Origin of the sequence: Parvularcula dongshanensis, assembly GCF_014199615.1 — a bacterium.
GTDB lineage: Bacteria > Pseudomonadota > Alphaproteobacteria > Caulobacterales > Parvularculaceae > Parvularcula > Parvularcula dongshanensis.
Window position 1 is genome coordinate 383,090 of record NZ_JACHOB010000001.1, and the last position, 26,885, is coordinate 409,974.

At 70.0% G+C, this 26,885-nt stretch carries 23 protein-coding genes; 11 read left to right on the forward strand and 12 right to left on the reverse strand.

Annotation, left to right across the window (positions count from 1 at the left end; all coding sequences use genetic code 11):
• The first annotated feature begins 40 nt into the window (after positions 1-40).
• The 5 genes from GGQ59_RS01730 to GGQ59_RS01750 all read left to right on the forward strand — a co-directional run bounded on the left by GGQ59_RS01730 (position 41) and on the right by GGQ59_RS01750 (position 6,659).
• Positions 41-2,296, forward strand: coding sequence for an HAD-IIB family hydrolase (locus GGQ59_RS01730; RefSeq protein ID WP_183815257.1), 2,256 nt, complete (start codon positions 41-43; stop codon positions 2,294-2,296).
• Between the two features lie 61 nt (positions 2,297-2,357).
• Complete coding sequence (locus GGQ59_RS01735; RefSeq protein WP_221400823.1) at positions 2,358-3,101, forward strand: glycosyltransferase family 2 protein; 744 nt, start codon at positions 2,358-2,360, stop codon at positions 3,099-3,101.
• Complete coding sequence (locus GGQ59_RS01740) at positions 3,098-4,651, forward strand: S10 family peptidase (protein WP_221400824.1); 1,554 nt, start codon at positions 3,098-3,100, stop codon at positions 4,649-4,651. The genes GGQ59_RS01735 and GGQ59_RS01740 overlap by 4 nt, the downstream gene beginning before the upstream one ends.
• A 703-nt stretch (positions 4,652-5,354) precedes the next feature.
• Positions 5,355-6,119 carry an autoinducer binding domain-containing protein gene (locus GGQ59_RS01745; protein WP_183815261.1) on the forward strand — a complete coding sequence of 255 codons (765 nt, stop codon included), beginning with the start codon at positions 5,355-5,357 and terminating at the stop codon, positions 6,117-6,119.
• Positions 6,120-6,302: 183 nt separating this feature from the next.
• Positions 6,303-6,659, forward strand: coding sequence for a hypothetical protein (locus GGQ59_RS01750; protein ID WP_183815263.1), 357 nt, complete (start codon positions 6,303-6,305; stop codon positions 6,657-6,659).
• A 371-nt stretch (positions 6,660-7,030) separates the two neighbouring features.
• Here GGQ59_RS01750 and GGQ59_RS01755 read toward each other — a convergent pair whose 3' ends face one another.
• The 6 genes from GGQ59_RS01755 to GGQ59_RS15310 form a co-directional block, all read right to left on the reverse strand.
• Positions 7,031-7,219, reverse strand: coding sequence for a hypothetical protein (locus tag GGQ59_RS01755; protein WP_183815265.1), 189 nt, complete (start codon positions 7,217-7,219; stop codon positions 7,031-7,033).
• 56 nt (positions 7,220-7,275) lie between these two features.
• Positions 7,276-8,529: a hypothetical protein gene (locus GGQ59_RS01760; protein ID WP_183815266.1), complete on the reverse strand. Its 1,254-nt coding sequence runs from the start codon at positions 8,527-8,529 to the stop codon at positions 7,276-7,278.
• A 181-nt stretch (positions 8,530-8,710) separates the two neighbouring features.
• Positions 8,711-9,595 carry a polyamine aminopropyltransferase gene (gene speE / locus GGQ59_RS01765; protein WP_183815268.1) on the reverse strand — a complete coding sequence of 295 codons (885 nt, stop codon included), beginning with the start codon at positions 9,593-9,595 and terminating at the stop codon, positions 8,711-8,713.
• Positions 9,592-9,957 carry a hypothetical protein gene (locus tag GGQ59_RS01770; RefSeq protein WP_183815270.1) on the reverse strand — a complete coding sequence of 122 codons (366 nt, stop codon included), beginning with the start codon at positions 9,955-9,957 and terminating at the stop codon, positions 9,592-9,594. The genes speE and GGQ59_RS01770 overlap by 4 nt, the downstream gene beginning before the upstream one ends.
• Positions 9,957-10,397 (reverse strand): adenosylmethionine decarboxylase, encoded by a 441-nt coding sequence (gene speD / locus GGQ59_RS01775; RefSeq protein WP_183815272.1) that lies wholly within the window; start codon positions 10,395-10,397, stop codon positions 9,957-9,959. The genes GGQ59_RS01770 and speD overlap by 1 nt, the downstream gene beginning before the upstream one ends.
• A complete protein-coding gene (locus GGQ59_RS15310; protein WP_183815274.1) occupies positions 10,394-11,557 on the reverse strand; it encodes a type III PLP-dependent enzyme domain-containing protein in 1,164 nt (387 codons plus the stop codon). Before GGQ59_RS15310 ends, speD begins: the two co-directional genes overlap by 4 nt.
• Before the next feature lie 249 nt (positions 11,558-11,806).
• Between GGQ59_RS15310 and GGQ59_RS01785 the strand changes: the two genes are divergently transcribed.
• Positions 11,807-13,492 carry an alkaline phosphatase D family protein gene (locus GGQ59_RS01785; RefSeq protein ID WP_183815276.1) on the forward strand — a complete coding sequence of 562 codons (1,686 nt, stop codon included), beginning with the start codon at positions 11,807-11,809 and terminating at the stop codon, positions 13,490-13,492.
• Here GGQ59_RS01785 and hisD read toward each other — a convergent pair.
• On the reverse strand, positions 13,472-14,767 hold the full coding sequence (gene hisD, locus GGQ59_RS01790) for a histidinol dehydrogenase (RefSeq protein ID WP_183815278.1): 1,296 nt from the start codon (positions 14,765-14,767) through the stop codon (positions 13,472-13,474). The two genes, GGQ59_RS01785 and hisD, sit on opposite strands and share 21 nt — an antisense overlap.
• Positions 14,767-15,216 carry a DUF2948 family protein gene (locus tag GGQ59_RS01795; protein ID WP_183815280.1) on the reverse strand — a complete coding sequence of 150 codons (450 nt, stop codon included), beginning with the start codon at positions 15,214-15,216 and terminating at the stop codon, positions 14,767-14,769. Before GGQ59_RS01795 ends, hisD begins: the two co-directional genes overlap by 1 nt.
• Before the next feature lie 107 nt (positions 15,217-15,323).
• On the opposite strand from GGQ59_RS01795, the gene rpmE reads away from it, so the two are divergent.
• Complete coding sequence (gene rpmE, locus GGQ59_RS01800) at positions 15,324-15,542, forward strand: 50S ribosomal protein L31 (RefSeq protein WP_183815282.1); 219 nt, start codon at positions 15,324-15,326, stop codon at positions 15,540-15,542.
• Positions 15,543-15,664: 122 nt separating this feature from the next.
• On the opposite strand, the gene GGQ59_RS01805 is transcribed toward rpmE, so the two are convergent.
• From GGQ59_RS01805 to sppA, 4 genes are read right to left on the reverse strand one after another with little or no spacing between them, the layout of a single operon-like run.
• The gene (locus tag GGQ59_RS01805; protein WP_183815284.1) at positions 15,665-16,888 is read right to left on the reverse strand and encodes a CCA tRNA nucleotidyltransferase; all 1,224 of its coding nucleotides are present in this window, start codon (positions 16,886-16,888) and stop codon (positions 15,665-15,667) included.
• Complete coding sequence (locus GGQ59_RS01810) at positions 16,885-17,535, reverse strand: CoA pyrophosphatase (RefSeq protein WP_183815286.1); 651 nt, start codon at positions 17,533-17,535, stop codon at positions 16,885-16,887. The genes GGQ59_RS01805 and GGQ59_RS01810 overlap by 4 nt, the downstream gene beginning before the upstream one ends.
• Entirely contained in the window at positions 17,532-18,071 is a 540-nt protein-coding gene (locus GGQ59_RS01815) for a DUF1285 domain-containing protein (protein ID WP_221400825.1), read from the reverse strand. The genes GGQ59_RS01810 and GGQ59_RS01815 overlap by 4 nt, the downstream gene beginning before the upstream one ends.
• A gap of 51 nt (positions 18,072-18,122) precedes the next feature.
• Complete coding sequence (gene sppA / locus GGQ59_RS01820; protein ID WP_183815288.1) at positions 18,123-20,045, reverse strand: signal peptide peptidase SppA; 1,923 nt, start codon at positions 20,043-20,045, stop codon at positions 18,123-18,125.
• A 174-nt stretch (positions 20,046-20,219) separates the two neighbouring features.
• Between sppA and GGQ59_RS01825 the strand changes: the two genes are divergently transcribed.
• From GGQ59_RS01825 to GGQ59_RS01840, 4 genes are read left to right on the forward strand one after another with little or no spacing between them, the layout of a single operon-like run.
• On the forward strand, positions 20,220-21,194 hold the full coding sequence (locus tag GGQ59_RS01825; RefSeq protein ID WP_183815290.1) for an AAA family ATPase: 975 nt from the start codon (positions 20,220-20,222) through the stop codon (positions 21,192-21,194).
• 11 nt (positions 21,195-21,205) lie between these two features.
• The gene (locus GGQ59_RS01830; RefSeq protein WP_183815292.1) at positions 21,206-22,078 is read left to right on the forward strand and encodes a DUF58 domain-containing protein; all 873 of its coding nucleotides are present in this window, start codon (positions 21,206-21,208) and stop codon (positions 22,076-22,078) included.
• Positions 22,075-24,783, forward strand: a complete 2,709-nt coding sequence (locus GGQ59_RS01835; RefSeq protein WP_183815294.1) for a DUF4159 domain-containing protein — start codon at positions 22,075-22,077, stop codon at positions 24,781-24,783. The genes GGQ59_RS01830 and GGQ59_RS01835 overlap by 4 nt, the downstream gene beginning before the upstream one ends.
• Positions 24,780-26,834 carry a hypothetical protein gene (locus tag GGQ59_RS01840; protein WP_183815296.1) on the forward strand — a complete coding sequence of 685 codons (2,055 nt, stop codon included), beginning with the start codon at positions 24,780-24,782 and terminating at the stop codon, positions 26,832-26,834. The genes GGQ59_RS01835 and GGQ59_RS01840 overlap by 4 nt, the downstream gene beginning before the upstream one ends.
• Positions 26,835-26,885: the final 51 nt, after the last annotated feature.

A 26,885-nucleotide genomic window follows, 5' to 3' on the forward strand; every position in this document is an offset into this window, starting at 1 on the left:
GGGGTGAGGAACCCTACCGGCGGACTCCTGTTGTGGCTTCATGTTCATTCTTCACGTCGCGCTGCAAGGGTGCCTTCGGGCCGGTCCGATCGATTACGGCGTGACGGCCGATACGGGCGGTCACATCCGTTACGTCCTGGACCTCGTTCGGCACGCGGGCGCAAGGCCCGAGGTGATGCGGCAGGAGATCGTTACGCGCGCGTTCCGCGACGGTGCGCTCGGCCCCGACTACGCCCGTCCCCGGGAGCGCTACGACGCGAAGACCGAGATCGTGCGTCTGCGCGGCAGCACGGACGACTACCTGGAGAAGGAGGCGCTCTGGAAGGATCACGATGCGCTGACCGCCGCCTTCCTGACCTACCTTCAAACGCTGCCGCGCCTGCCGGACCTGTTGCATGCCCACTACGCCGACGGCGGCGTGATCGCGATGAGGGCCGCGCGCGAGCTTGGTCTCCCCTTCGTCTTCACCGCTCACAGTCTTGGGCGCGTGAAGGCCGAGGCCTGCGGCGAGCCGCGGGCGCCGCGCCGCGTGCCGACCGGCAGCAGCGTGCTCGACCGTCGCATCAGGGACGAAGAGGCCGTCATCGGGGCGGCGGACGCGATCATCGCTTCGAGCCGCGACGAGGCGGAGCTGCAGTACGGCCTCTACCGCGCGGCAGACCCCGCGCGCATCACGGTCAACCCGCCGGGCTGCTACCTCGACCCCGCCCAAATCGAGGCGGCGCCGCGAACGGCGTGGGAAGAAAGCGTCGCCCGGTTCCTGACGGATCCGAGCAAGCCGCCTCTCCTCGCCCTCGCCCGGCCGGTCCGGAAGAAGAACCTGACTGGTCTCGTGAAGGCGTTCGGCGAGAGCCCGGCGCTGCGCGAGCGCGCGAACCTCGTCGTCTTCGCAGGCACGCGCGGCGACCTGAAGCATCAGGTGCCTGAGAACCGCGCGGTCCTCGAGGAACTCCTCTACCTCGTCGACCGCTACGACCTCTACGGCCAAGTCGCGTTGCCGAAGGCACACGATCCTGCCGACGTTCCGGGCATCTACGCCGCCGCCGCCTCGCTCGGCGGCGTGTTCGTCAACCCGGCACTCAACGAGCCCTTCGGCCTGACCCTTCTCGAGGCGGCTGCAGCCGGCCTTCCCGTCGTCGCGACCCGTTCGGGCGGGCCGAGCGACATCGTCGGTCGCTGTCGCAACGGCGTCCTCGTCGACCCGCTCGACAGTGCGGACATAGCCGCCGGCGCGCTCTCGCTGCTGACGAACGAGGCGCGTTGGGCCGAGTGCGTGCGGAACGGCCTTGCGAGCTGTAGCTACTACGACTGGCCACGCCACTCGGCCGACTACGTTCGCCTCGCGCGTCGCCTGACCCGCCCCCGCCCCGCGCCGGTCGTGCTGTCGAGGCAGCGCCGGTTCCTCCTTTCCTGCGACATCGACGACACGCTGACCGGCGACAAAGAGGCGCTCGCCGCTTTCGGCCGCTGGCGGGCGAGCGACCGGGAGCACCACTTCGTCGTCAACACGGGGCGCAGCCTTCACGGCGCGATCGACGTGTTGCGCCGCTGGGGCGCACCGGTCCCGGACGCGATGATCACCTCGGTCGGCTCGGAGATCTACCATCTGCATGACGGCGACTGGACGCTCAGCGCCGACGACGACTGGGCGCGTCACATCGGACAGGACTGGGACGCCGAGGCGGTTCACGAAGCGGTCCTGCGTTTCGCCCGCGAAGCCGAACCGAACCTCGTGCCGCAACCCGCTCGGGACCAGCGGCGGTTCAAGCTCGGCTATTTGTGTCCTGACGACCCCGGCATCGCGGCGCGTCTGCGCGACTGGCTGAGAGGGCTGGGACATCAAGTCATCGTGATCTTCAGCCATGGGCGCTTCCTCGACGTGCTGCCGCACCGGGCTTCGAAAGGTCACGCGCTCGACTACCTCAGGGCCAAGCTGGACGTGGCTCCCGGGCACGTTCTCGCGGCCGGGGACAGCGGCAACGACACCGAGATGCTAACCATGGCGGGACATCCCATCCTCGTGTCCAACTACACACGGGAGCTTGACGCCCTTGCACGGGTAGGGAGAGCATACGTTTCAAGCTACCCCCACGCCGCCGGCGTCCTAGACGGGGTGACCGCCTTCCACGGGCGGCGCCTGTCAGGCGAAGGCGGCCTGCTGACGAACAGAACGCGGGCCGCGCAAGGCCTGGTGACCAAGAGAAGGGTTGTGCATGGGACAAGCCGCGGACACCTTTCCGGTAGTACCACGGATCAGTGTGCTGACGATCGTGCGGGGGCGAGAACGCCATCTTGAGAACCTGGTCCAGGCGCTCAGAGGCCAGCTCATGCCGCCGGACGAACTGGTCATAACTTACATGCAAAACGATCCTCACCCCCTGCCCGAGGATCTGCCCTTCGAGGTTCGGGTCTGCTTCGCCGAGGACAACCCCCTACCCCTCGCCGCGGCCCGCAATTGTGCGGCCAAGGCGGCGACCGGGGACATCTTGATCTTCCTCGACGTCGACTGCGTCCCCTCGCCTTCACTGGTCATGGCCTACGCCATGGAGCTGTCGGAGACCGATGGCTGCTTGATGGGCGAGGTTCTCTACCTACCCGAGGGCGGCACCCGCGAGGCCGATGTCTTCCGTCTCGACGAGATCGGCTCGCGTCATCCCAGCAAGCCGAAGGCGCCTACGACCGGCCTGGTTCCCGAACCCGATTACGGCGAGCTCTGGGGCCTGTCCTTCGCACTGCGGCGTTCTACCTTCGAGCGGTGCGGCGGGCTCGACGAGCGCTTCACCGGCTATGGCGGCGAGGAGACCGACTTCGCCCGGACGCTCGAGGCGTGCGGCGTGCCGCTCTACCGCTGCGGAGGGGCGCGGGCCTATCATCAGTACCACGCGGTCTATCAGCCGCCGCTGCACCACTTCGACGACATCGTCCGCAACGCGGAGCTGTTCCAGAAGAAGTGGGGCGACTGGCCGATGGACTACTGGCTCGGCCAGTTCGAGAGCCAGGGCCTCATCGCTCGGGGTGAAGCCGGCATCGACGTCCTGCGCCGCCCCGAAGCCGCCGAGGTCGACGCCGCCAAGGCGCCGCCGGGCACGCTCTTCTCTTGAGCGCCCGCCTTCTGCTCCGCCCGCTTCTCGTCGCCGGCGCTCTTCTCGCGGCGGTCGCCGTCCTTCCTGCTGAGGCGCAGGAGAAGGGCGCCGACGAGGCCCCCGGGAAGGCCGCGCCCGCCGCCGAGACGCCGCCCCAGCGCTTCGAGAGCGAGGGCGAGGTCTCGCTGGGCGGCCGGACGGTGGCCTATCGGGCGGTCGCCGGGGAGACCTACCTTCGCGCCGAGGACGGAACGCCCCGCGCCGCGATCTTCTCCGTGACCTATACCCAGACCGAAGACACCGATCCGGCCGAACGCCCGGTCATCTTCGTCTTCAACGGAGGGCCAGGCTCGGCGTCCTTGTGGCTTCACCTGGGCGCCTTCGGACCCAAGAGGATCGACTGGCCCTATGGGATCGGGGACGATGGTAGCCCGCCCTATCCGCTGGTGGACAATGAGGGGTGCCTTCTGGACGTCGCGGACCTCGTCTTCATCGATCCCGTCGGCACCGGCTACTCGCGGGCCCTCGGCGAGACGAAGCCCGAGGCGTTCTGGGGCGTGAAGAACGACGCCGCCTCCATCGGGGAGTTCATCCGCCGGTGGCTGACCGAGCATCACCGCTGGGCGAGCCCGCGCTACCTCGCCGGGGAGAGCTATGGCACGACGAGGGCCGCCGCGGTGGCGGAAGAGCTGACGGCCGGTTACGACGACGTGACGCTGAACGGGATCGTTCTGATCTCGTCCATCCTCGACTTCGAGCTTGCCGACGGGAAGCTGTCGGGCGTGGGGCTCCTGCCGACCGAAGCGGCCATCGCCTGGTATCACGGCAAGGTCGACAAGGACGCCTGGGGGGGCGACTTCGAGCGCTTCATGAGCGAGGCGCGCAGCTTCGCGGCGAACGACCTCGCGCCGGTGCTGCTCTTGGGCCAGGGCGCGCCCGAAGAGGCGGTGAGCGAGGTGACCGCGCGGATGGCGGCTTTCACGGGGCTGTCCGAGGACTATCTGCGCCGCGCCGACCTCGAGGTCGGGGTGTTCCGCTTCATGAAGGAGCTTCGCCGTGACGACGGCCTCGTCGTGGGGCGGCTCGACGGGCGGTTCACGGGCGAGGATTCGGACCGCGTCGGCGAGACCGCGGAGGCCGACCCCTCCTTCTACGCGATCGACGGGGCGTACAGCTCGGCCGTCAACGACTACCTGACGCGGACATTAGGCGTGACGATCGACCGTCAGTACCAGGTGCTGTCGGGCGCGGTCGGCCAGGGATGGAAGGCGCAAGAGCCGCAGAACGAGCTTTGGTCCGGCTATGTCGATGTCGGCCCCGGCCTCGCCCGCGCCATGCGCGAGAACGACGAGATGCGCGTGCTGCTGGCGGCGGGCTATTACGACCTCGCGACGCCCATGTTCGCCGCCGAGATGTCGATGAGCGCCTACGGGATGCCGCAGGATCGGATCGTCACGCGGTACTTCGAAGGCGGACACATGATGTACCTGGAGGACGAGCCGCACCGTCAGCTGTCGGACGACGTACGGGCCTTCGTCGAGGGCGAGGCGGAAGACGCGCAGCGGTGATCGTATGAGTTTCTTCGTGGCGCTACCGGCGGGCTGACCGCCCACCTGCTTGAGCGCTGGGCTGGCGCACGGGCCTTTGGCCTGTGCGCCAGCGGGCGCGGGGCCAGCGAGACCGGAAGCGAGGCAGCGCTCATCGTCCGTCCGAGCCGGGTTTGAAGAAGTCCGGGGTGTCCCGCGCGCGGCTCGCCGCAGTTCGGGGAGAGTTGAGGTTGTCTGCGGCGCAAGGGGTCCCACACCCTCGCCGCGCGCGGCACGAAGTCCTCCACGCTCCTCAGCGCGATCCGCCGGGGCCGTTCTTCAGCTCGCCCGGCGCGTGTCTGGCCTGGCCAAGTGGGATGCATTCCATCATCCAGACTTCGCCAGCACGTGACCTCGTGGCGGCAGGCAGGGGAGACGTCAGCTGTCCGCCCCGCCCCGGCCCTGCCGCGACCAGGAGAGAATGGCACGGGCCCAAGGGGGCGGGGATAAGTCGTAGGGCGGCTGCGCGGGCACGAACGCCGAGGCGGCGCGCGGGGAATGCCCGCAGCCGCGGGGCCGGACGATGGGACATCGCGGGCGGCAAGGTCGGTGCGCGGCTGCCGGAGAGGCCGGAAGCCGTCGGTGGCAGCGTGACCGGGCAGCCGCCCTACGGGAGAGGGGGCGCCAGCGGTTTTCCGTGCGCGAAGAACGGCTTGTGCGGCGCCGCCAAACGCTTCACGATAGCGTGACCGATGCCGCGAGGCTCCCGCCGCTCATGACGCCAGCGCAGATCGAACACTTCGTCGCCATGACGAACAAGGTCGCCGACGCGGCGGACCTTTCGCGGCTTTGCGAGGCGGCGACACGGGAGTGCGGGCTCGACCACTTCGCGCTTCTGGACGACGTGCCCTACGCCGCGCCGCCGCCGGACGCGGTCCTCTACACCAACTACCCCACGGGCTGGCAGGAGGTGTTCTTCGAGCGGCGCTACGACCGCCACGACCCGGTCATGGCGACCTGCCGCCGCTCGTTCTCGCCCTTCACCTGGTCGCAGCTGCCGGACCTCATTTCGCTGAGCGGCGTGCAGAAGGAGATCCTGCACCAGTCCCAGCGCGAGGGCCTGGGCGACGGCTTCACCGTGCCGCTGCCGGGGACCAAGAGCCTTCGCGCCGTCGCCTGCTTCGCGTCGCGGACCGGCAAGCCGGTGCCGGAGCGTCCCCGTTGGGCGCTTCTGGCCATGGCGCTCTCGGCCTACGCCGCCGCGGACCGCCTGCGCCAGGCGGCGGGGGCGGGGGCGGCGGGCCTGACCCCGCGCCAGGCCGACGTCGTCGCGCTGATCGCGCGCGGCAAGACCGATTGGGAGTGCGCCCGCATCCTTGGCCTGTCTGAGCACACCGTGCATCGCCACGTCGAGAACGCGAAGGCCCGCCTCGACGTGCAGACCCGCCCGCACCTGGTCGCCAAGGCCCTGATCCACGGCCACATCGCGCCGAGCGACGTCATCGGCTGAACCCGCGTCCATGGCAGGAACGGGCCATGTCGTCAGTGCCGCCTCTCGTGCTTTCGTCACCGAAGGCGCCCGGGGTCGCCCCCGGGCGGGGCGGAGAGACGAGTTGCGGTCGCGTTCTTCGTCTTGCTGGTACGGCCCTTGGGGGAGTCGGACCGTCGTAAGAAGCAAGAGGAGGACGCGACCGTGGCATCCAGCCGCCCGCAAGGGGCGACTTCAAAACTGATCGACCCCCCATTCCCGGACAGCCGCCTGTACCGGCTCAAGACCGAGCCGACGACCGCGTGGGACGCGCTCTCGGCGCTGTCGCACCTGCCCCCGCGAGCGGTCACGCCCGAGACGGACGCCCGCGAAGGGTTTCCGATGAACGAGATCGACCGGGCCGTGGCCGAGGTGACGACGGCCGAGGCCCGCACGGTCGACGGCGCCCGGTTCAAGCTCGACACGTGGTCGCTGCAGGCGTCGAGCGAGGAGGTGGCCTCGCCGGAAGGCCAGCTCGTCGTCTCGGCCCGCCGCGACCTCGACCGCCTGACGCGGCCTTGAGGCGAGGCCGCCGCCGGGCGGCGTCAGCCGAGGCGGTGCCCGACCCAGAGGAGGACGGCGCCCAGAAGGAGGAGCGCCAGCGCGCGACCGATCAGCTCGCCCGTCCGCTCGCGCCGAATGCGCCGTTCCATCTCCCGCACCGGCAAGACGCCCTCCCCCGCGCCCCGCGCGGTCTGCTGACCCCGCGCGCTGCAAGGCTCGGGCCTTCAGCGCGGGACGGCGAGGCCGGGCAGCGTAGGGCGGCTCGCGAAGCGTGCCGCCGAAGGCCCTCGGCCAAGGGGGCCTGTCGTGGGTGGGGTGGGAGGGGGATCACTCCGCGATCATCGGCGGATGGCAGCGCAATCCTCCGTGCGACGCTTGCTACTACTGCCCTAATCAGCTTTGCTAGACGCCTTCTCTTCAGCAATTAGCTCATGATATCGGCGACGAAATCCCCGGACAGCAGCGTCTGCCGCCCTCGCGACATGGTCGTCTTCAGACTCCGAAACGTCGAAATCTGCGAGAAGCCGGGCGAGTTCTTCAGCCACATCTTTCTCGATCGGCTTCAGAAAAGTGGGCATCGCTTCCTCCATATCGAGGCCGAGATAGGCTGGATCCTGATTCTGGCATCTTTTTCTCATTTTAGATACCGTGAATTGAAGGAGGGATTAATGCCAGATTCAAAGTAGTGTTTTCGCTTTATCCAGACGAACCCATCGCCCTTCGAAATTGTGGCAACATCTATCGGACCGCCAACAGTTTCTATGTCTGGATTCACCCGCTTGCTAATCTGACTGCTATTAAGTAGAGACTCTGCCACCCCACCAAGATCACTGATTGGAAGGCTTGCGATCGACTTAGTCATCGGCTCCGTATAGTTCTCGTATCGAAAAATACTGATATCTTTCATGTATTGTTCAAATTGCGACGGAAGAGCTTCCCTGACTTTTTGAAGATAGCCTTCTCTTTGCTCATCGTTCAATTCGGTGATTTCAGCGAGTACCTCTGCAGGTATCTGAAGTAATAAGTCGAGTGCGCCTCTAGCCATTTGACTATGGAACTGTGGCGATATTCCCTCGGTAAGGGTCCTGATCGCGTCCGCATCAGCGAACGGAATAACGTAGCTTTGCTCATCGTGAGAAACACAATGACTTTCACGCAACCACAGGCGAGCTCGGCCACCTAAATGGCAGTCAACTATATAGTGCCGCAGCGCAGGTAAATACTCGCGCTCTCCAAATCCTGTAAATACAAGGCCGGACTGCTCGGCAAGCGGTGTCTGTTTCCGGATCAGCAAGCGCACAAGTTCAGCAATTCGGCGCACACGACCAATAGCAAGGTTCTTTGGGATAATTTTTCTTGCCGATTGTAGGACCAGATTTTTTCGATCGTCGTAAACACGGCCTACAAAGGCATCATCGAAACCTTCGATATCGTCGAGCTTACGAAGACGTTCGCACTCACCCCCCAGACGTCGATCAAATTCCTCTTTGCTTATAACTTCATATTCAGAATTCGTACTCAGTCGAAGAAAATATCGTACAAATATTGAATCGAGGGTAGCTTCAATTGCTGAGTCTTGAAATATATCATTCTGGGCATTCAGGAAGCGTATAAAATCATTACAATAATCTATCAGATGATCGAATTTCTTCTCACCAAGTTCTCTTCTGTAAGATTTTACGATTGTTTCCCATGGTATACCAGCTAAAGATACAGCATTATAGAACATAACACCGATTGGCGCATGCTTCGACAATGTGAATATTTTGTTTGCCGTATTGTAGACTTTTCGCCGAATCTCCCGGTTATGGTATGCCTGTACAGTAACAGCACTATCGGCGGCGATAGACACTCCGAACTTGTTCATAACTGCAATTTCGGCTGTCATCAGTAATACCTTTGCGGAGCATAACTCCATCGCCAAAGCTCATTTCTGAGCCTACTTCTCCGCTCGCGCGCCCATCAATGTTCCTATTCCCTGGATTCGGGCCGGTTTGGCCAGAGTTCGTAGGCACGCGCGTTGTTAGGCATGCTCAGAGCCGAACAACGTTCTTAAGCTCGAAAAAGCCTCACCCAAACGCCCCCGTCTCAACCACCCGCCTCACATACGCCGGCAGCGCGAACGCCGCCCTGTGCCCTTCCGGCGTGTAGTACCGGAACTCGAGCCCCGAGCGCGCGACGCGTTGCGCGATCTCGCCCTCGGCCGGGATGACGCCGCCTGCTCGCGCGAAGCCGAGCGCCATGAGGCCGCCGGAATAGGCGGGGACGGCGATGGTGTAGAAGGTGACGCTGCCAAAGCTTTGGGCCTGGTTGTCGTGCGCCTTCTTGAGCTCCACGGGCTGCAGGAAAGGGAGCCCGCACTGGCTGACCATGATGCCGCCGTCGGTGAGCCGCGCGCGGCAGTCGGCGTAGAACTCCTCCGTGAACAGAACCTCGCCGGGGCCGACGGGGTCGGTCGAGTCGACGATGATGACGTCGTACTGCCGCGAGGGGTCCTTCACGAACTGCGCGCCGTCGGCGATCTCGAGCTTGAGCTTCGGATGCTCGAACGCGCCCGCGGAGACGCCCGGGAACCACTTCTTTGAGAACTCGATCACGTCGGCTTCGATCTCGACGAGGGTGACTTCTTCCACCTCCTCGTGGCGCAGGACCTCGCGGATGACGCCGCCGTCGCCGCCGCCGATGACGAGGACGCGCTTCGCCGCGCCGTGCTCGAACAGGGGCACGTGGGTGACCATCTCGTGGTAGATGAACTCGTCCGCCGTCGACAGCTGGATGAAGCCGTTGAGCGCGAAGAGGCGGCCGAAGCGCTCGTTCTCGAAGACGGCGATGTGCTGGTGGTCGATCTCGCCCTCGAAGAGGAGTTCGTCCACGCGAAGGGCGTGGCCGATCTCGCCCGTGACCTGCTCCTTGAACCAGGTCTCGCCGTCGAGCTTGTAGAGGAAGTTGGTCATGGGGCGCGTCCTTGTCTTAAGAGGTCTTCGGCCGTCCGTTCGAGGTCCGGCGGGGGGCAGCCGCGCTCCTCGGCCAGGGGACGCAGCGCGTCGAGCCTGTCCTGCAGCGCGGTCATGCGGGGGTCGCCGTAGCGACCCTTGAGCTCCTCCGCGCCGAGGCCCTCCAGACGGGCGAAGTCGGCGGCGGAGGGAGGCGCCTCGGCGCCGGGGGGCGCGGGGGCATCGAGGCGCGCCGCGAGGCGGGCGCGCTCGAGGAGGAGGGCGTCACGGGCCTGGCAGACGGTGACGACGCCGCCCCCTGCCGAGGCGAGGGACGGCTCGGCCGCGCCCAGAAGGGCGAGGCCGAGCCGCCCCGGCCGCATTACTCGACGCCTTCGCCGCGGAGGTGCGTGCCGACGCGGCTGGAGCCCGCGTTGAAGGCGGCCTCGAGGATCGCGACGGCCTTTTGCGGCTCGCTGTCGCCGCACATGAAGACGTCGAAAGCGGCGTAGCCGCGCTCGGGCCAGGTGTGCACGGAGATGTGGCTCTCGGCGAGGACCGCCACGCCCGACAGGCCGCCCGAAGGCAGGAAGGTGTGGATGTGGATGTGCAGGAGCGTCGCGCCGCACGCTTCCACGCAGGCGCGGAAGACCGCGTCCATGTGGTCCTTATCGGTCAGCCGCTCGGCATCGTAGAGGTCGATGATGAGGTGGGTGCCCGCATAGGTCTTGCCGTCGCGCACGATGAAGTGGTCGAGCTCGTCGCCCGTCTGGTGCGCGGCGACGTCTTCGATCTCGCGCTTCTTGAACTCGATGACGCTCATTGAACTGCCCTTCGAACTTTGGTGTCTTCTTGATAGATCGTGCCGAACGGATCGTCCGTGCACACTGCTTCCATGTAGTCTCCGTACCCGTTGAAACGGGTGGCCATACATCGGCCGTAGGCGCCCAACTGCCCGATCTCGACGTAGTCGCCGGGGGCGGTGTCCGCCGGCAGGACGAAGGGGCCCTCCATCCGGTCGGCGTCGTCGCAGGTGGGGCCGTAGAAGGTGAACTCCGCCGAGTCCCCCGCGCGGGAGAGGCTGCGCACGGGGTAGCGCCAGCCGAGCGCGCCCGCGTCGTAGAGCGCGCCATAGGTGCCGTCGTTGAGGTAGAGGGCGTTCCCGCGCCGGGCCTCCACCTTCAGGACCAGGCTCGCGCCCTCCGCGACGAGCGCGCGGCCGGGCTCGCACCAGAGCTCGGAGTTCACCGCCGACAAGAAGGGCTCGAAGCGCTCGGCCGCCTCCTCGACATAGGCGCGCAGCGGCGGGGGCGTCATGCCCGGATAGGCCGCGGGGAAGCCGCCGCCGACGTCGACGACGTCGAGGATGACGCCAGCGCGGACGACCGCGTCCTGCGCCAGCTCCATCGCCCGCGCGGTGGCCGCGGGGCTCATCGACTGGCTGCCGACGTGGAAGGCGAGGCCGGTGCGCTGCGCGACCTGGCGCGTCGCCTGAAGGAGGCTCGGCGCGTCCAGCACGTGGGCGCCGAACTTGGCGTTGAGCGGGATGTGCGCGCCGTCGGACGGCACGGCGAGGCGGACGCAGAGCGTCAGGTCCTTCGCCCCGCCCGTGGCACGGACGATCTTCTGAAGCTCCGCCTCGCTGTCGAGCGAGAAGATGCGCACGCCGTGATCGGCGTAGGCCTCCGCGATCGCGGCTTCGGCCTTGATCGGGTGCATGAAGGCGAGCTCGGCACCTTCGAAGCGGGCTGCCACGTCGCGGATCTCGACGATCGAGGCGACGTCGAAGCGGCTGACGCCGCCCGCGCGCACCGCGTCGAGCGCCCACCCTTCGGGGTTGGCCTTGACCGCGTAGTAAGTCTTGCCCGGGAAGCCGTCCGCGAACCAACGCGCCGCGCGCGTCACCGCGTGCGGGCGGATGCAGAAGACCGGCGTGTCCGGCTTATGTGCGGCTAGCTGCCGCGCGCTATCGTACCTTGCCACCGCATGGGGTCCCCTTTCGGATGACGACTACGGCGCCCGCAGGCACCCTGACCGTCACGACAAAAAGTCGCCGTCCCCCAGGGTGGTGCCTATCGGCAGTTACGGGTCGCGGCGGAGCGGGCAGATAGAAGCGCTCGGAGCGCAATGCAACCCCGTATGCTGTTACCGAAGCGACGCAAAACTCAGGCAGAGGTGGCGGGGCGATCACACCGTCCAAAAGGCGGACATTCAGACGAGGAAAGAGCGGGCATGGACATCACGAGGCGCATGGCGCTGACAGGCGGGCTGATCGGGCTCGCCGCCTGCGAGACGACCGGCAGGGGACGGGCGCGCGAGGAGAGCCCTGCGCGCTTCGCCTGGGGCGTGGCGAGCGGCGATCCTGCGCCCGACAGCGTGGTCCTCTGGACCCGGGCGGAGCCGCTTGCAGGGGACGCGGCGCGCGGCGTGGTCGAAGTCGCGGAGGACGAAGGCTTCGAGGCCGTCGTCTGGTCCGCCCCCTTCGAGGCGACGCCGGCGACGGACTATACGGTGAAGGTCGTGCCGACGGGGCTGAAGCCCGGGGGGCGCTACCACTATCGCTTCCGCGCGGGCGGCACGCAGATCGCCGGGCGGACCCGCACCCTGCCCGCGCGCGCCGACCGGGCGCGCTTCGCGGTCGTGTCGTGCTCGAACTATCCCTTCGGGCACTTCAACGCCTACGCCGCCATCGCGCGCGAAGAGATCGACGCCGTCATCCACCTCGGCGACTACATCTACGAGTACGGCGCGGACGGCTATGGCGGCAAGGTGGGCGAGCGCCTGGGCCGCACGCACGCGCCCGCGAAGGAGTGCGTGACGCTGGACGAGTACCGTGTCCGCCATCGTCAGTACAAGACGGATGCGGGTAGCTGGGCGATGCACGCGGCCATGCCCCTGATCGCGGTCTGGGACGACCACGAGACGGCGAACAACTCTTGGGAGGGGGGCGCGCAGAACCATCAGCCGGACGAAGGCGATTGGGGCGCGCGCGAGCGCGCTGCGCTTCAGGCCTATTACGAGTACATGCCGGTGCGCGAGCCGGACGCCGACCCCGAGGCCCTCTTCCGGTCCTATGAGTGGGGCGGGCTCGTCACCCTGGCGGCGATCGAGACCCGTCTGACCGCGCGCTCGAAGCAGTTCGAGTACGACGAGGTGCTGCCGGAGCTGACGTCTCCGCGGGCGATCGCGGCGTGGCGGGAAGAGACCTTGGGCGCCGAGGACCGGCGAATGATGGGGACGGCGCAGGAGGACTTCCTGGCGCGCACCTTCTCGCGGTCGAAAGAGCGCGGCGTGCCTTGGCGCCTGGTCGCCAACCAGGTGATCATGGCGCGGGTCACCGCGCCCGACCTCGCGCCGCACCTGACCGATGCCGACATCACCGCGATCGAGACCGAGTGGGACCAGATCCGCGCCTTCGTCCGCTTCACCTCGCTCGGCCTGCCGCTCAACCTCGACGCCTGGGACGGCTACCCCGCGGCGCGGGCACGGCTCTTCGAACGGGCGCGAGAAGCGGGGGCGGCGGACCTTCTCGTCCTCACCGGAGACACCCATGAGAGCTGGGCGAACAGCCTGCACGACGAGGACGGAACGCCGATGGGCACGGAGCTCGGGGTGACGGGTGTCAGCTCGCCCGGGCCGACGGGATATTTGAAGGGCCGCGCGCGGGACTACTCCTTGCTCCTGCGGCAGCAGAACCCCGAGGTCCGCTGGCACGCGACGGACGGGAACGGCTACATCGACCTGATCCTGACGCCCGAGGGCGGGGAAGCCGCCTACGTCATGGTGGACACGCTGGAGCGGGAAGATCCGGGCACGACGGTGCGTGCCCGCTTCGCGCTGCGCCGGGAGGGCGGGACGGTCGCCCTGGCCGAGCCCGAAGGCCTGGCCGAGGACGAGTTAGCCCTGTTCCAGGCGTAGCCGCACGCTCTGCGCGTGGCTCGGCAACCCTTCGGCATCGGCGAGGGTCGCCGCCGCCGGGCCGATAGCGCGGATCGCGTCCGCCGTGAGGCCCGTCACCGTCGTCCGCTTGACGAAGTCGAGCACGGACAGTCCCGAGGCGTAGCGCGCGGCGCGCGCCGTCGGCAGGACGTGGTCCGGCCCCGCGACGTAGTCGCCGATGGCTTCGGGCGCGTGGCGACCGAGGAAGACCGCGCCCGCATGGCGGATCTGCGCCAGCAGCGCGTCTGGGTCTTCGACGGCGAGCTCCAAGTGCTCGGGGGCGAGGCGGTTCGAGAGGGCCGCGGCCTCACCTAAGGTCCGCACCGTGACGACCGCGCCGTTCGCTTCCCAGGCGGCGCGCGCGATCCGGCCGCGCGGGCTCGCCTCGATCTGCGCCTCGGCCTCGCGCTCGACCGCATCGGCGAAGGCCGCGTCGGTCGTGAAGAGGACGCTCTGCGAGGAGGGGTCGTGCTCGGACTGGCTGAGAAGGTCGGCGGCGATCCAGGCGGGGTCGTTGCCGCCATCCGCGATCACCGCGATCTCGGAGGGCCCGGCGATCGAGTCGATGCCGACATGGCCGAAGACCTGACGCTTCGCCGCCGCCACGAAGGCGTTGCCGGGTCCGACGATCTTGTCGACCGGGGCGATCGTCTGCGTTCCGAAGGCGAGCGCCGCGATGGCCTGCGCCCCGCCCACACGGTAGATCTCGGTCACGCCCGCGAGCTTCGCCGCGGCGAGAACCAGGGGGTTGAGCGCCCTGTCCGGGGTCGGAACGACCATGACGAGGCGTTCCACGCCCGCGACCCGCGCCGGGATCGCGTTCATCAGGACGGAGGACGGGTAGCTCGCCGTGCCGCCGGGGACGTAGAGCCCCGCGGCGTCGATGGGCGTCCAGCGCCAGCCCAGGGTGACGCCCGCCTCGTCCGTCCAGCGCGCGTCTTCGGGTAGCTGCCGGGCATGATAGGCTTCGATCCGCGAGGCCGCGAGGCGGAGCGCTTCGAGCTGATCCTCTGGGCAGTCCCTGACCGCCGCCTCGACCTCGTCCTGGCCGATGGCGAGCGCCTCCTTGGTCAACTCGAAGCGGTCGAAGCGGCTCGTGAGCGCGCAGAGCGCGTCGTCGCCGTCCGCGCGCACCTGCGCGATGATCTCGGCGACCGCATCGCCGACCTCCGCCGTGACTTCGCGCTTGGCGCCGAGGATGCGCGCGAACGCCGCCTCGAAGCCGTCATCGCCTATGTCGAGCCGCGCCGGCATCAGGCGGTCTCGTGGTCTGGCTTGCTCTGCGTCCGCCACGGCTCGGAGATGTCCTCGGCCGTCGCGTTGATCGCCTCCACATCGAGCGCGACCGCGCCGCCGCCCGCGAGGGTGATGGTGACCGTGCCGCCGTCCTCGCCGCCCTCATAGGCGACGCAGAGCACGTCCACGACCGCGCCGGGGTCGGACGTGTCGAGGTTCAGCTTCCGCACGGCGGTCACGTCGTCGAAGTGGATTCCGGCGCGAACGCGCGTGAAGGGCCCCTTCGTCTTGGAGGCCCCCTCCTCCCACACGAAGCGGTTCGCGACGAAGGCGAAGCGGCGGCGCGCGGGCAGGTAGGCCATGTCGCCGACCTTGGCGACGGCGTCCTGAAGCACGGCCGAGACGACCTGCAGGTCCTCGGCGTCGGCGGCGAGGAGGGCGAGCGGGGTGTATCCCTTGGGTGTCATGGGAGCGGACATAAGGCGGAAGGAAGGCGCGCGCCAGACGCGGCCTTGCCTCTCGCGGCCCCCTCCGCTACGCGCCCGCGCTCAAGTTTCTTTGCCCGAGGCGCCCCGTGAAGAAAGACATTCACCCCGACTACCACATGATCACCGTCACCATGACGGATGGCACGAGCTTCCAGACCCGCTCGACCTACGGGTCCGAAGGCGACACGATCAACCTCGACATCGACCCGACGAGCCACCCGGCCTGGACGGGCGGTCCGGCCAAGATCTCCGACCGCGGCCGCGTGTCGAAGTTCAAGACCAAGTTCGGCAATTTCGGGCTTTGATTCTGGCGCTACCGCTGGCCTGACCGGCCAGCTACTTGAGCGCTGGTGAGCCCACAGCGCGCTTTGCGCGCTGTGGGCTCACGGCTCCTAGCCAGACGTGGCGCTCATCGCGGCTTCTCGGTCTAGCCAAGCACTTCTTCCACGATCTCTTCGATCGTCTCTTCGTCTTCCGGACAGCCTGCGGACAGCCAGGCGGCCTCGATCGCCTTGAGCGTTCGGCCTAGGGCCAGGCCTGGCTCGAGGCCCCTCGCGATGAGGTCGCGGCCTTGGATGGGCAGGATCGGGACCGGTACGGTTGCGGCGAGGTTCGCGTGGTCGAGCCAGGCGGTCTCTCCGGTGCGGGCGGCTTCCAGGAGGCTCGCATCCGTGACGGCCTCCGCGCCGAAGCGGTAGAGTTGACGGGCGAGGCCCGCGTTCTGGTCGAGGGTCAGGTCCGCGCCCGCCTCTCTCGCCACCTCGATCCGATCAAGGACCGCCGTCGCCGGTTTGAAGGCCCGCTGGAGCGCCTCGCGGGGGGCCGTGGGCCAGAGGGCCTCGATGCCGAGCGCCGGGGGCACGTCGGCGTGCAGGAGCCTATGGAGCGCGGCGAAGGCGTCCGTCTCGGCAGGCGCTTCGAGCACGCGGGCGAGGATGCCCGTCTTCGCCATCGCTTCGAACGCCTCGGGCGCGCGGGGGGCGGCGAAGAGCTTCGCCGTCTCCTGCCAGATGCGCTCCTTCGAGAGGCGCCGAAGGCCGTCCGCGCCGCGGGCGCAGGCGGCGAGGCCCTCCTCGTCCGGCGCCTCGGCGTAGCGGGCGGTGAAGCGGAAGAAGCGGAGGATCCTCAGATAGTCCTCGGCGATCCGCGTATCCGCGTCCCCAATGAAGCGGACGCGCCTCGCCCGCAGGTCTTCGAGGCCGCCCGCCGGGTCGAACAGCTGCCCGTCCGCGCCGAGGTAGAGGGCGTTGAGGCGAAAGTCCCTTCGCCGCCAGTCCTGGTCCCAGTCTCGCGTGAAGGCGACCTCGGCGTGGCGGCCGTCGGTAGCGACGTCCGCGCGGAGCGTCGTCACCTCGACGGGCAGGCCGCCCGAGACCGCCGTGACGGTGCCGTGCTCGATGCCGGTGGGGTGCGCGGCCAGGCCGGCCGACGTCAGCGCCGCCGTCGTCTCCTCCGGCGTCAGGGTCGTCGCGACGTCGATGTCGGTCGTGCCCGCCCCGCCCATGGGCGAGGGCGGACGGCCGAGGAGGCTGTCGCGCACGCAGCCGCCGACGAAGCGGGCCTCGCCGGCCGCGCCGAGCGCGTCCATGACGGCGCGCAGGCTCGGCGCCTCCAGCCAGTCGAAGTCCGCCTCGGGAAGCGCGCCCGTCATCGCGGCGGGTCGTCGTTGAAGGCGCGGCAGAAGCTCTCGAGGATGCCCGCCGTCAGGCCCCAGATGTGGCGGCGGGCGGCGTCCGGGTCGTCATAGGGCACGGCGAACATGTCGTACTCGGTCCCGTTGAAGCGCCGCCTCTCGATCAGGTGGTTCCGCCGTTCGGTCAAGTGCGCGAGGGGGACCTCGAAGACCTCCGCGACCTCGCGCGGACACAAGGTCAGCTCCGCGTCCACATGGACGAGGCCGATGACGGGCGTCACCGCGTAGCCGAGCCCACCGTGGTGAAGGCCGAGCGTTCCTAGGACCTCGACGTGACCTGGCGCGATGCCGACTTCCTCCTCCGCCTCCCTCAGCGCCGTGCCGACGGGGCCGTCGTCCTCGGGCTTCGGGCCGCCGCCGGGGAAGCTGATCTGGCCCGCATGGCTCGGCATGCTTGGCGTGCGGACGGTGAAGAGGACGGTGGGGGCCGGCCTGTCGATGACGGGGATGAGGACGGAGGCGGGACGCGGGCGCGCGGGCTTCTTCTCCAGGATCGGGCTGAGGGGCAGGTCGGGGTTCAGCTCCGCGAAGAGGCGCCGTTCGGCCCGGCCGGCCTTCGTCCCGGATGCGGCGCGCAGCGCGGCGCGCCAGTCGGGGGCGCTCACGTCGTCCTTCCCAGGACGAAGCGCGTCCCGCCGCTCTCGACGAAGACCGTGCCGTCCTCCTCCGTCTGCGCCTCTTCTTCCAGAAGACGGAACCAGACCGCGCGCGAGAGGCGCGCTTCGAGGCCGCCGCGGACGAGGACGTAAGCCACCTCCGTGCCCGCCGCTTCGCTGGGGCGGACCGTGAGCGGATGGTCCGGGCCCGCCGTGACGACGTCGCCGACATTGGTGCGGAAGGCGTAGCCCGCTTCGGTCCGGTCGACGTCGACGGCAAGGAAGGGCGCGTCCTCGACCTCGATCTCGAGCTTCTCGGCCGGCGTGACGAGGACGAAGCCGCCCTCGTCGCGGCGGAGCACGCGAGAGAAGAGCCGCACGAGGGCGGAGCGCGCGATCGGCCGCCCCTCGTGCACCCAGGTGCCGTCCGCGCGGATGACGAGGTCCATCGCGCCGCAGCGCTCGGGGTTCCACCGCTCGACCGGCAGGGGCGCGTCGTCGCGCGCCGCGCTGAGGTCTGCGGCGAGGGAGAGGAGGTCCGTCACCCCCGCAAGGTGGTCCTCTCTTTGCCGCCGATCAACCGCGCGAAGCGCCGCTCAGCGCGCCTCGCAGACGACGCAGCGCGCGTAGATCGCGTTCGGGTCGTTGAAGCTCGCCTGGAACTCGGCCTCGGCGCGTATCGCGTCCGTGAGCTGCGCCATCGTTCCTCTGTGCGACGCGCGGCTGCCGAACAGCTCGGTCTTCGGCGCCTCGACGAGGCCGAGCTTGATGCCGACCCCCGTCAGACCTTCGACGAAGAGCTCGAAGGCGCTCTTCTCCCGGCTCATGCCGACGACGTCCCAATCCTCGAGCTCGGCGCGTTCGGCCGCGGCCGAGATCGCGTCGTCGAGGTCGCCGAGCTTGTCGACGAGGCCGAGGCCCTCCGCCGTCTCGCCGATCCAGACCCGGCCCTGGCCGACGTCGTCCACCGCCTTCTTCGAAAGCCCGCGGCCCTCGGAGACGACGGTCAGGAAGCGGTCGTAGCCCTCTTCGATCGACATCTGCAGGATCTGCCCCGCCTGATCGGGCAAGGGGCCGAGGCCGGCCGCGGTGAAGCCCGAAAGCGGGGTCGTGCCGACGCCGTCCGTGTTCACGCCGATGTCCGCGAGCGTGTTCTCGAGCGTCGGGATGTAGCCGAAGATGCCGATCGAGCCGGTGATCGTGGTCGGCGACGCCCAGATCTCGTCGGCAGCGGCGCTGATCCAGTAGCCGCCCGACGCCGCGAGCGACCCCATGGAGACCACGACGGGCTTTCCGGCCTCCTTGAGCGCGATCACTTCGTCGCGCATCACCTCGGAGGCGAAGGCGGAGCCGCCGGGACTGTCGACGCGCAGGACCACGGCCTTCACGTTCTCGTCCTCGCGCGCCTCGCGCAGCTGCTGCGCGATGGCGTCGCCGGCCGCGACGCCCGGACGCTCGTCGCCGTCGACGATGGCGCCCGACGCGGTGACCACCGCCACGTTGCCGACGCGCGGCCGGTCGGCCGGGTCGCTCATCGCGGCGCGGTACTTCTGGAAGTCCACTTGCCGGAAGCCGAGCTCTTCGTCCTCGCCGACGATGTTCGCGAGGTAGGCGACCTGATCGGCGCGGCCCATGACCTCGTCGACGAGGCCCACATCCTTGGCCATCTGCGCCATGTCGCCGTTCGCGGCCTCGAGGTAGCGCGGCATGTCCTGACCGAAGGCGTTCACCGTGCCCGAGGAGAGCCCGCGGTTCGCCTCGACCGTGCTCGTGTAGCGTTGCCAGAGGACGTCGAGGAACGCCTGGTTCGCGAGCTTGGCGGGCTCGGACATGTCGTCGCGCAGATAGGGTTCGAGCGCGGACTTGAAGGTCCCGACGCGGAAGACGTGGCTGTTCACCTTCAGCTTGTCGAGCGCGCTCTTGTAGTAGGTCCGGTACGAGCCGTAGCCGAGCACGAAGACCTGTCCGTAGTCGTGCATCAGCACGGTGTCGGCCTCGGAGGCGAGGAGGTACTGCTCCTGCGTGTAGTTGTCGGCGACCGCGATCACGCGCTTGCCCGAGTCGCGGAACTCCGCGATCGCGTCCGCAAGATCATAGGCCTTGGAGGCGTAGATCGTCGGCACGTAGAGCTTGCCGAGGTCGAGGACGAGCGCGTCGATCCGGCTGTCCTCCTTCGCCGCGCGGACGACGCGGATGAGGTCGTGGACGGAGACTTCGCCCGGCCCGCCCCCGCCGAAGGCTTGCGACAGGGCGTCCTGGAAGGGGTCGGACGGCGGCGCCTGTTCGGAGAGGACGCCGTCGGGATTGAGCACCAGCGCGACGCCGTCCTCGATGCGCATGGCCGCCTGCTTCTCGCCCGACATCTGTTGAGAGACGCCGCCGATCAGGCCGAAGACGACCACGAGGAGGAGGATGAAGAGGAGGGACTGGACCAGGAGGGAGAGGCCGATCACCACCTTCGCGGCGTTCTTGAGGAACGACCATACGGTCATGCGTTCGCGTTCTGCCACTTGTGTCACCCAACCCTTCTCGCCGTGCCCGTGCCGTAGCACGTTCTTCACTTATGAGCGGCCTTATCGGGAAACAATCAAGCGGAAGTAAGCGCGACGCCCGCAACTTCGTTGCCCGATGGCAACTTGCCGCGCCCCGCCCGGGGCCATAGCGAGAAGAGCGGGCAGACAGGGAAGGGTAGCATGGCGACGGTGCGCGAAGACCCCATGGACAGGTTCGACCGGCTCGCGGCCTTGACGACGCGCGCGCGCGAGGCGTTGGAGACTTACGTCTTCGGCCAGGAGCGGGTGATCGAGGAGGTGCTGATCTCGCTGCTCGCGGGCGGGCACGGCCTCCTCGTCGGCACGCCGGGCCTCGCCAAGACGCGGCTCGTCGCCGGCACCGCGACCGTGCTCGGCCTGTCCGAGCGGCGCGTGCAGTTCACGCCCGACCTCATGCCCTCCGACATCCTCGGCACCGAGATCCTGGAGGAGACGGAGGGCGGCCACAGGGCCTTCCGCTTCGTCGAGGGGCCGGTCTTCTGCCAGCTCCTGATGGCGGACGAGATCAACCGCGCGAGCCCGCGAACCCAGTCGGCCCTGCTCGAAGCGATGCAGGAGCGGCAGGTCACGGTCGCGGGCGAGCGGCGCGTGCTGCCCCAACCCTTCCACGTCCTCGCGACGCAGAACCCGATCGAGCAGGAGGGAACCTACCCCCTGCCCGAGGCGCAGCTCGACCGGTTCCTGCTTCAGATCGACGTCGACTATCCGAGCCTCGAGGCCGAGCGCCGCATGCTGGCCGCCACCACGGGCGGGGCGGAGACGCCGCTCTCCGCCGTCATGGGGGCCAAGGACCTCGAGGACGCGCAAGCCCTCGTCCGCGACCTGCCGATCGGGGAGCGGGTGGTCGACGCCATCCTCGGCCTCGTCCGCGACGCGCGGCCCGGCGGCGCGTCCGCCGAGGGCCTGTCCTGGGGTCCGGGCCCGAGGGCCAGCCAGGCGCTCAGCCTCGCCGTGCGCGCCCGCGCCCTGTTGCAGGGCCGGACCGCGCCCGAGGTCTCGGATGTGATCGCGCTCGCAGGACCCGCCCTTCGCCACCGCATCGCCCTGACCTTCGCGGCCCGCGCGGAGGGGCGCACCGTCTCCGGCGTCATCGGCGAGATGACGGCGCGGCTCTGACGGAGGCGGGCTTGGCAACGCCTGTGCGGACGCCCGCGACCCTCGAACGCAGCGCCGGGAGCGCCGCGTCGAGCCTGCCCGCCCTCCTGACCGAGGCCGAACGGGTCGCAGGCACGCTGGCCGCCGGTCTGCACGGCCGCAGGCGCCCGGGCACGGGCGAGACCTTCTGGCAGTACCGCGACTACGCCCAAGGGGACGCCGCCAGCGCCGTCGACTGGCGTCAGTCCGCGCGCTCGCCGGGCCGCCTCTTCGTGCGGCAGACCGAGTGGGAGACGGCGGCAACGGTCCGCCTGTGGGTGCCGGGCACGGAGAGCCTCGACTATGCGAGCGGCGAGGTGACCAAGGGCTGGCGCGCGGCGGTGATCGCGGTCGGCCTCGCCGTCCTCCTCGGGCGCGGCGGCGAGCGGACAGGTTCGATGGACGGGCCCGCGCGGTCCGGCCGGATCGCGGCGGCGGCGCTGGCCGAACGCCTCCTCGCCGCAGATACCGATCCCCTGCCCCCGCTGCCGCCCGAGGGCGCGACGCGGCTCGTCTACGTCTCCGACTTCCATGCGGACACGGACCAGCTTCTGGCGCGCCTGGCCGCGATCCGCGCGGCAGGGCGGCCCTGCCACCTCGTTCAGGTCTCGGACCCCGCCGAGGTGACCTTCCCCTTCGAGGGACGGACCGTGTTCCGCTCGCCCTCGGGGCGCGAGCGGATGATCTTCGGCGATGCCGGCGCGGTGCGGACCGGCTACGCCGCCGCGCGCGAAGCGCATCTCGGCGCGCTCAAGGACGCCTGCGCCCGCTACGGCTGGACCTACACCGCCCATGCGACGGACAAGCCCGCGACGCCCGTGCTCGCGGCTCTCCACGCGGCCATGTCCCAGGACCGCGCGCGGTGAGCGGCCTCAGCTTCACGGCGCCCTGGCTGCTCCTGGCGCTCTGCGCGTTGCCGGCGCTCTACTGGCTCCTGCGCGCCGTACCACCCGCCCCGGCCGAGCGGCGCTTCGGCGGGCTCTTCTTCCTGCGCGGCCTCAAGGACGAGCGGCAGACCCCCGCACGGACGCCCTGGTGGCTGCTCGCCTTGCGCCTCCTCGCGGCGGCGGCGGTGATCGTGGCGCTGGCGGGGCCGATGCTGAACGCGCCGAGGCCCGCCGAGGGGACGGGGCCGGTCCTCTACCTGATCGATGACGGCTGGACCGCGGCGCCCGGTTGGCGCGCGCGGCAGGAAGAGGTGGCGCGCGAGGCCGAGCGGCCGGGAGCGGAGGGGCGAGAGGCCTACCTCCTCTTCGCCGCCGCGCAGGCGCCGTCGGTCGAAGGTCCGATGACGCCCAGCGACGCGGCCCGTGCCGTTCGCGCCCACGAGCCGAGCGCGCGCCTGCCCGACTGGGACGCGGCCGCCGATGCGCTACGCAGAACGGGCCTGACAGGCCTGACCGTCCGCTGGCTCTCGGGAAGCGCGATGGAGGACGGGCCGGGCCGCCAGCGCCTGCTCGGCGCGCTGTCCCGCGCGGGCGACGCCGTCATGGTGCGCGTGCCGCAGGAAGAGGCGCTGGCCGTGACGGGGCTCGAGACGCAGGTCGGCGCGCTCGAAGCGCGGCTGACCCGCGTCGCGGGCACGCTGCCCCCGCGCGAGGCCGCGCTTCGCGTCACGGCGCGGGACGGCCGGACGCTCGCGGTCCTGCCTTTCGCCTGGGGGGAGGGCGAGGCGGAGGCGCGGGTGCCGATCGAACTGCCCCTGACCCTGCGCAACCAGGCGGGCATTCTCAGCATCGAAGGCGTTCGAAGCGCCGGGGCGACCTGGCTCGTCGACGCCTCGGCCAGACGGTCGCGGGCCGGCCTCGTGACGGACGGGACGACCGACAGCCTGCTGACGAGCGGCACCTACCTCGCCCAGGCGCTCGAACCGCTCGCCGTCCTGTCGCGCGGCACGCCCGAAGAGCTGACCCAGAGCGGGGCGGACCTCATCGTGCTCGACGACGTCGGCACGCTTCGCCCCGAGGCGGAACGGGCCCTGACCGCGTGGCTGCGCGAGGGCGGGCTCCTCCTGCGCTTCGCGGGCCCCGACACCGCGAACGCCGAGCGGACGGACGGCGACACCTTTCCCGCCCCCCTGCGCGCGGGCGGGCGCAGCTTCGGCGGCGCCCTCACCTGGGAGACGCCGCAGCCCTTGGCCGGGTTCGAGCGGGAGAGCCCGCTCGGGGGCCTCGCGGTGCCCGACGACGTGATCGTCCGGCGGCAGGTCCTGACGCGGACCACCCCGGGCCAGGAGGTCGAGGTCTGGGCGAGCCTCGCGGACGGCACGCCGCTCGTCTCGGCGCGAAGGGTCGGTGACGGCCTCACCGTCCTCTTCCACGTGACCGCGAGCCCAACCTGGTCGGACCTGCCCCTGTCGGGCGTCTTCCCGGCCATGATCCGCCGCATCGTGAGCCTGGCGGGCCAGGGCGCGCAGGAGGCGCTGCCGAACACGCCGGTGCCGGCGCTGCGGCTTCTGAGCGGCTTTGGCGACCTCGAGGAGCCCGCGGGCCCCACCCCGCCGGCGACGCCCGCCCGGATCGCGCGGCGCGAAGCGGCGCCGGGGCTCTACGGTGCGGCCGCGGCGCCCCTGGCCGTCAACGCCTGGGAAGGCGAGCCGGCGCTTCTTCCCGCAGGCCGCGGCCTGCCCGCCGGGCTCAGGATCACCAGTATCGAAGGCGAGGCGGCCCGGAGGCTCGGCGCGCCGCTGCTCGCCGGCGCGGTCGCGCTGCTGCTCGTCGACGCGCTCCTCCTCGCCGGGCTGTCGCTCGGCGCGCGGCGGGGCGCGGTCGCGGCGCTCGCCGGCCTCGTCCTCCTGCCCCTCGGCGCCGACCCCGCCGCCGCGCAGCCGCGTCCGCCTCTCTCCGAAAAGTCGAAGGAGGCGGCCGATCAGGTCCGCTTCGCCTTCGTCGAGACCGGCGACGCCTCGCTCGACCGGATCTCGCGGGCGGGCCTCTTCGGCCTGACGCGCGAGGCGATCAGGCGCTCGGCGCTCGAGCCAGGCCAGCCGATCGGCGTCGACATCGAGCGGGACGACCTGTCCGTCTACCCGCTCCTCTACTGGATGCTGACGAGCGCGCAGGCGCCCCCCTCGGACGCGGCGCTCTCGAAGCTCGAAGCCTTCATGGCGGGGGGCGGCCTCCTGATCATCGACACAGCCGACGGCGAGCGGGCGCAGGCCGGAGCGGCCTCGCCTGAGGCAGGCGCGCTGCGCGAGGTCCTGCGCCGGATGGACACGCCACCGCTCGAGCCGCTGCCGCCGGGGCACATCCTGACCGTCAGCTTCTACAGGCTCGACGACCTGCCGGGGCGCAACTCGGGCGGGCCCGTCTGGGTCGAGGCGGAGGGCGCGCTGCGCGAGACGACGGACAGCGTACCGAGCCTCGTCATCGGGGGGCGCGACTGGGCCAGCGCCTGGGCCGTCGACGAGGGCGGCGTGCCGCTGCGCCCCGCAGGCGCGGGCGGCGAGCGGCGGCGCGAGGCGGCCTACAGGGCGGGCATCAACATGGCGATGGTCGCGCTGACCGGAAACTACAAGGGCGACCAGATCCACGTGCAGGAGCTTCTCGACCGCATCGAGGAGACGCCGTGAGCCTCGCCTTCTCGCCCCTCCTGCCGCTGTGGATGCTGGCGGTCCTCGCAGGCCTCGTGGCCGCCGGCGCGGCGCTGCGGGTCCGGGCGAGCCTGCCCGGCGCGGCGCTGCGCCTCCTCGCAGGGCTCCTCGCCGTCGCCTTCCTGGCGGGGCCCGAGCGGCGGGACGAGGAGACGCAAGGGCTGGCCGACATCGCCGTGCTGCTGGTCGACGAGAGCGACAGCATGGGCTTGGGGGGGCGGGACCGGATCGCCGAGGCGGCAGCGGGGAGGCTCGAGGCGGACCTCGCGGCGCGGGGCGTCGAGCTTCGCAGGGGGACGATTCCCGGCCGCGCCGAGACGGCGCTCGGCCCCGCCCTCTCCGCAGCGCTCGCCGGCGTGCCGAGGGCGCGGCTTTCGGCCGTCTTCCTCCTGACCGACGGGCAGCTGACGGAGGTGCCAGACGCCGCGAGCCTGGGCCTCGGCGTCCCCGTCCACGCGCTCCTTACCGGCGACCCCGCGGCCCAGCGCGACCGGCGCGTGCGGATCGTCTCCGCCCCCCGCTACGGCGTCGTCGGCGAGAGCGTGCCCCTCACCTTCCGCGTCGAGGACGAGGGGCGGACGGGCAGCGTGCCGGTGACCCTGTCGGTCGGCGGCGTCGTCCAGGCCGAAAGCCCCGTCGAGATCGGCCGCGACGTGACCTTGTCGGTCGCGCTCGACGCCCCCGGCGAGACCGTGGTGGAGATCGCCGTGCCGGAGGCGCGGGGCGAGCTGACGACCGCCAACAACCGCGCGGGCGCGCCGCTGACCGCGATCCGCGATCGTTTGCGGGTGCTCCTGGTCTCAGGCGAGCCGCACGCAGGGGAGCGGGTCTGGCGCAACACGCTGAAGTCGGACCCGGCGGTGGACCTCGTCCACTTCACCATCCTCAAGCCGATGGACAAGGACGCCCGCGCCTTTCCCGGCGACCTCAACCTCATTCCCTTCCCGCACGAAGAGCTGTTCCTCGACAAGCTCGACGGCTTCGACATGGTCATCTTCGACCGGTACTCCTACCGCGCGGTGCTGAGGGCCTACGAGTTCGAGCGCATCGCCCAGTACGCGCGCGAGGGCGGCGCGATCCTGATCGCCTCGGGCCCCGAGTTCGCGGGTGCGGGCAGCATCGCCGAGCAGAGAAGCCTCGCCTACGTCCTGCCGGCGCGCCCTGCGGGCCGCGCCGTCGAACGCGCCTTCGTTCCCGCCTTGAGCGACATCGGGCGCCGCCACCCCGTCACTGCCGGGCTCGGCGAGGCGGGGGAGTGGGGCCGCTGGCTCCGCGTCATGCCCGCGACGGTCAGCGAGGGCGAGACGCTGATGGAGGGGCCGAACGGCGAGCCGCTTCTCGTGCTCTCGCGCGTCGGCGAGGGGCGCATCGCCATGCTGATGTCCGACCACGTCTGGCTGTGGGCCCGCGGCTTCGACGGCGGCGGGCCCTATGGCGAGCTCCTGCGCCGCCTCGCGCACTGGCTGATGAAGGAGCCCTCGCTCGACGAGGAGGCGCTTCGCGCGAGCCTCGGCCGCGACGGCCGCCTGTCGGTCGAGCGGCGCACGCTCGGCGACGAGCCCGCCCCGGTCGAGGTCGAGGCGCCGGACGGCGGGCGGACGACGCTCGAGCTGCGCCGGACCGCGCCGGGGCTTTTCGGCGGCGGCATGACCGCCGACGCCTCCGGCCTCTACCGCGTGACGACCACGGCCCCGGACGGCAGCCCGCTCTTCGCCGTCGCGGCGCTAGGCGAGTCCGCCCCGCCGGAGACCGACGCCGTGCGGACCACGGACGCCGCGGTCCGGCCGCTCGTCGAGGCGAGTTCGGGCCATGTCGGGGTCCTGGCGGCGGCCGACGCCCGGCTGCCCTCCTTGAGGACCGTCCGGGAGGGCCGGATCGCCGGGGGCCGGGACTGGGCGGGCCTCGTCGCGCGAAACGCCGAGACCGTCTTGTCGGTATCGGCAGCCCCCCTCCTGCCGCTCTGGGCCTGGCTCGTTGCTATCCTCGCCGCGCTCGTCGGCGCCTGGGCGGTCGAGGGCCGACGTCGTTAAGCGGACGTTCAACGCGCCGCGCTAGGACGTCGCGAAACGTTCACCGCCGAG

Coding starts and splice junctions, on each gene's coding strand:
- GGQ59_RS01805 (WP_183815284.1), bottom strand. CDS start 16,888: ATGACGGGCGCGCTTCCCGAGGCGGACTTCGACTGGCTGGAGGCGCCG.
- GGQ59_RS01735 (WP_221400823.1), top strand. CDS start 2,358: ATGCAAAACGATCCTCACCCCCTGCCCGAGGATCTGCCCTTCGAGGTT.
- GGQ59_RS01755 (WP_183815265.1), bottom strand. CDS start 7,219: ATGCCCACTTTTCTGAAGCCGATCGAGAAAGATGTGGCTGAAGAACTC.
- GGQ59_RS01770 (WP_183815270.1), bottom strand. CDS start 9,957: ATGCGGCCGGGGCGGCTCGGCCTCGCCCTTCTGGGCGCGGCCGAGCCG.
- GGQ59_RS01730 (WP_183815257.1), top strand. CDS start 41: ATGTTCATTCTTCACGTCGCGCTGCAAGGGTGCCTTCGGGCCGGTCCG.
- GGQ59_RS01785 (WP_183815276.1), top strand. CDS start 11,807: ATGGACATCACGAGGCGCATGGCGCTGACAGGCGGGCTGATCGGGCTC.
- GGQ59_RS01760 (WP_183815266.1), bottom strand. CDS start 8,529: ATGACAGCCGAAATTGCAGTTATGAACAAGTTCGGAGTGTCTATCGCC.
- hisD (WP_183815278.1), bottom strand. CDS start 14,767: ATGCCGGCGCGGCTCGACATAGGCGATGACGGCTTCGAGGCGGCGTTC.
- speE (WP_183815268.1), bottom strand. CDS start 9,595: ATGACCAACTTCCTCTACAAGCTCGACGGCGAGACCTGGTTCAAGGAG.
- speD (WP_183815272.1), bottom strand. CDS start 10,397: ATGAGCGTCATCGAGTTCAAGAAGCGCGAGATCGAAGACGTCGCCGCG.
- GGQ59_RS01825 (WP_183815290.1), top strand. CDS start 20,220: ATGGCGACGGTGCGCGAAGACCCCATGGACAGGTTCGACCGGCTCGCG.
- GGQ59_RS01795 (WP_183815280.1), bottom strand. CDS start 15,216: ATGACACCCAAGGGATACACCCCGCTCGCCCTCCTCGCCGCCGACGCC.